Genomic DNA, 3,015 nt, shown 5'->3' with positions numbered 1-3,015 from the left:
GCATCACGTTGAGCGCGCCGAGCTGCGGATAGGTCGAGACGAAGATCGCCGGAATGATCGCGAAGTACTTCGCCACGTCGTTCGCAATCGAGAAGGTGGTGAGCGAGCCGCGCGTCATGAGCAGCGCCTTGCCGGTCTCCACCACCTCGAGCAGCTTGGTCGGGTTCGAATCTAGGTCGACCATGTTGCCGGCCTCCTTCGCGGCCTGCGTGCCGCTGCCCATGGCCACCGCCACGTCGGCCTGCGCGAGGGCGGGCGCGTCGTTGGTGCCGTCGCCGGTCATCGCGACCAGGCGGCCTTCGGACTGGTACTGGCGGATCAGCGCGAGCTTGTCCTCGGGCGTGGCCTCGGCCAGGAAGTCGTCGACGCCGGCCTCGGCCGCAATGGCCGCGGCGGTGAGCTTGTTGTCGCCGGTGATCATCACGGTCTTGATGCCCATGCGGCGCAGCTCGGCAAAGCGCTCCTTGATGCCGGTCTTGACGATGTCCTTGAGCTCGACCACGCCGAGCACGCGGTTGCCCTCGGCCACGGCCAGCGGCGTGCTGCCGCGGCGCGCCGTTTCCTCGGAGGCGCGCAGCACCTCGGCCGGCATGCTGCCGCCGAGCGATTCGACATGCCGGCGGATCGCATCGACGGCGCCCTTGCGCAGCAGCACCGCGTCGGTGTCGAGACTGTTCGGTGCAGCCGGCAGGTCGACGCCGCTCATGCGGGTCTGGGCCGTGAACGGCACGAAGCGCGCGCCTTCGACTGATGTGGCATCGAGTCCATCGCGACGTGCGAGCTCGACGATGCTGCGGCCCTCGGGTGTTTCATCGGCCAGCGACGCAAGCATGGCGGCCCGCGCGAGGCGGCCCTTCGGCACGCCGGGTGCGGGCAGGAAAGCGCTGGCCTGGCGGTTGCCGTGCGTGATGGTGCCCGTCTTGTCGAGCAGCAGCACGTCGACGTCGCCGGCGGCTTCCACCGCGCGGCCCGAGGTCGCGATCACGTTGGCCTGCATCATGCGGCTCATGCCGGCCACGCCGACAGCCGAGAGCAGGCCGCCGATGGTGGTCGGGATCAGGCACACCAGGAGCGCCACCAGCGCGGTGAGCGAYACCACGGTGCCTGCGCCCGCGGCCTCCACGCTGAACACCGAGAACGGCAGCAGCGTGACGGTGACCATCAGGAACACCAGCGTCAGCGCCACCAGGAGGATGGTGAGCGCGATCTCGTTGGGCGTCTTGTGGCGCTTGGCCGCCTCGACCATGCCGATCATGCGGTCGAGGAACGACTCGCCCGGGTTCACCGAGATGCGGACCACCAGCCAGTCRGASAGSAYGCGCGTGCCGCCGGTCACGGCCGAGAAGTCGCCGCCCGATTCGCGCACCACGGGCGCCGATTCGCCGGTGATGGCGCTCTCGTCGACCGAGGCCACGCCTTCGATCACTTCGCCGTCGAGCGGAATGACGTCGCCCGTTTCCACCAGCACCACGTCGCCCTTGCGCAGATTGGGCGCCTGCTCGGGGAGCCACTGGCCACCATGGCGCGGCTCCTGCAGCTTCTTGGCCCAGGTGTCCTTGCGCAGGCCGCGCAGCGAAGCCGCCTGCGCCTTGCTGCGGCCCTCGGCCAGGGCTTCGGCAAAGTTCGCGAACAGCACGGTGAACCACAGCCAGACGGTGATGGCCAGCACGAAGGCGGGCTTCATGCCGGTGTCGCCGGGGAAGCTCAGCGAATGCACCCAGAGCAGCGTCGTGAGGACGCTGCCGATGTAGACGATGAACATCACCGGATTGCGCCACTGCGTGCGCGGATTCAGCTTGGCGAATGCGCCCCACAGCGCGGGCTTCACCAGCGCCGCGTCGAGCAGCGAGAGGGAGGTCTTTGAGTTGGTCATGGTGCGCTCCTTCATTTCCAGAGCACGAGGTGTTCGACCACCGGCCCCAGGGCCAGCGCCGGCACGTAGTTGAGAAGGCCGACCAGCAGCACCGTGCCGATCAGCAAAGAGACGAACAGCGGCCCGTGCGTGGGCAGCGTGCCGCCGGTGACCGGCAGGCGCTGCTTGGCCGCAAGCGAACCGGCAATGGCCAGCACCGGCACGATCACCGCGAAGCGGCCGAGCCACATCGCAAGCCCGAGCAGCCCGTTGTAGAACGGCGTGTTGGCCGACAGCCCCGCGAAGGCGCTGCCGTTGTTGTTGGCGGCCGAACTCAGCGCGTAAAGAATCTCGGAGAAGCCGTGCGCGCCGGGGTTCGCGATGCCGGCCTTGCCCGCGCCGGCCAGCACCGCGACCGCCGTGCCGGCCAGCACCAGCACCGGCGTGACCAGGATCGCGATGGAGATCAGCTTCATCTCGCGCACCTCGATCTTCTTGCCGAGGTACTCGGGCGTGCGGCCGATCATCAGCCCCGCGATGAACACCGCGAGCATCGCGAAGATCAGCATGCCGTAAAGGCCGCTGCCCACGCCGCCGAACACCACCTCGCCCAGCTGCATCAGCACCATGGGCACCATGCCACCGAGCGGCGTGAAGGAGTCGTGCATCGCGTTCACCGCGCCGCACGAAGCGGCCGTGGTGACGGCGGCGAACAGCGCCGAGGCATCGATGCCGAAGCGCACCTCCTTGCCTTCCATGTTGCCGCCGCTTTGCAGCGCGCTGTGCAGCTGGTCGACGCCCAGCGCGCCAAGGAGCGGATTGCCGGCCTGTTCGGCGGGAATGACGACCATCACCGCAACGACGAACATCACCGTCATCGCCGCGAGCACCGCCCAGCCCTGCCGCAGGTCGCCCGCCACGCGCCCGAACGCGAAGCACAGCGCCGCCGGGATCAGGAAGATCGCGATCATCTGCAGCAGGTTGGCGAGCGCGGTCGGGTTCTCGTACGGGTGCGCCGAGTTGGCGTTGAAGAAGCCGCCGCCGTTGGTGCCGAGCATCTTGATGGCTTCCTGCGAAGCCACCGGGCCCATGGCGAGCGTCTGCCCGCCCGCCGCCGTGGCCTCGACCGTCTGCACGGTCTTGTAGGCATCGAGGTTCTGGAT

2 protein-coding genes are annotated in these 3,015 nt (G+C 68.7%); both read right to left on the bottom strand.

The annotated features are described in order from the left end of the window. On the bottom strand, positions 1–1,873 hold a 1,873-nt coding region (gene kdpB / locus AC1DOC_RS26835; RefSeq protein WP_478130844.1), incomplete at its 3' end, for a potassium-transporting ATPase subunit KdpB. A gap of 11 nt (positions 1,874–1,884) precedes the next feature. Next, on the bottom strand, positions 1,885–3,015 hold a 1,131-nt coding region (gene kdpA, locus AC1DOC_RS26830; RefSeq protein WP_478130843.1), incomplete at its 5' end, for a potassium-transporting ATPase subunit KdpA.

It is taken from the genome of Variovorax sp. 01T439_2 (assembly GCF_056398445.1).
The sequence above is the reverse complement of the archived record's forward strand: the minus strand, read 5'-3'. Positions and strand labels throughout refer to the sequence as shown.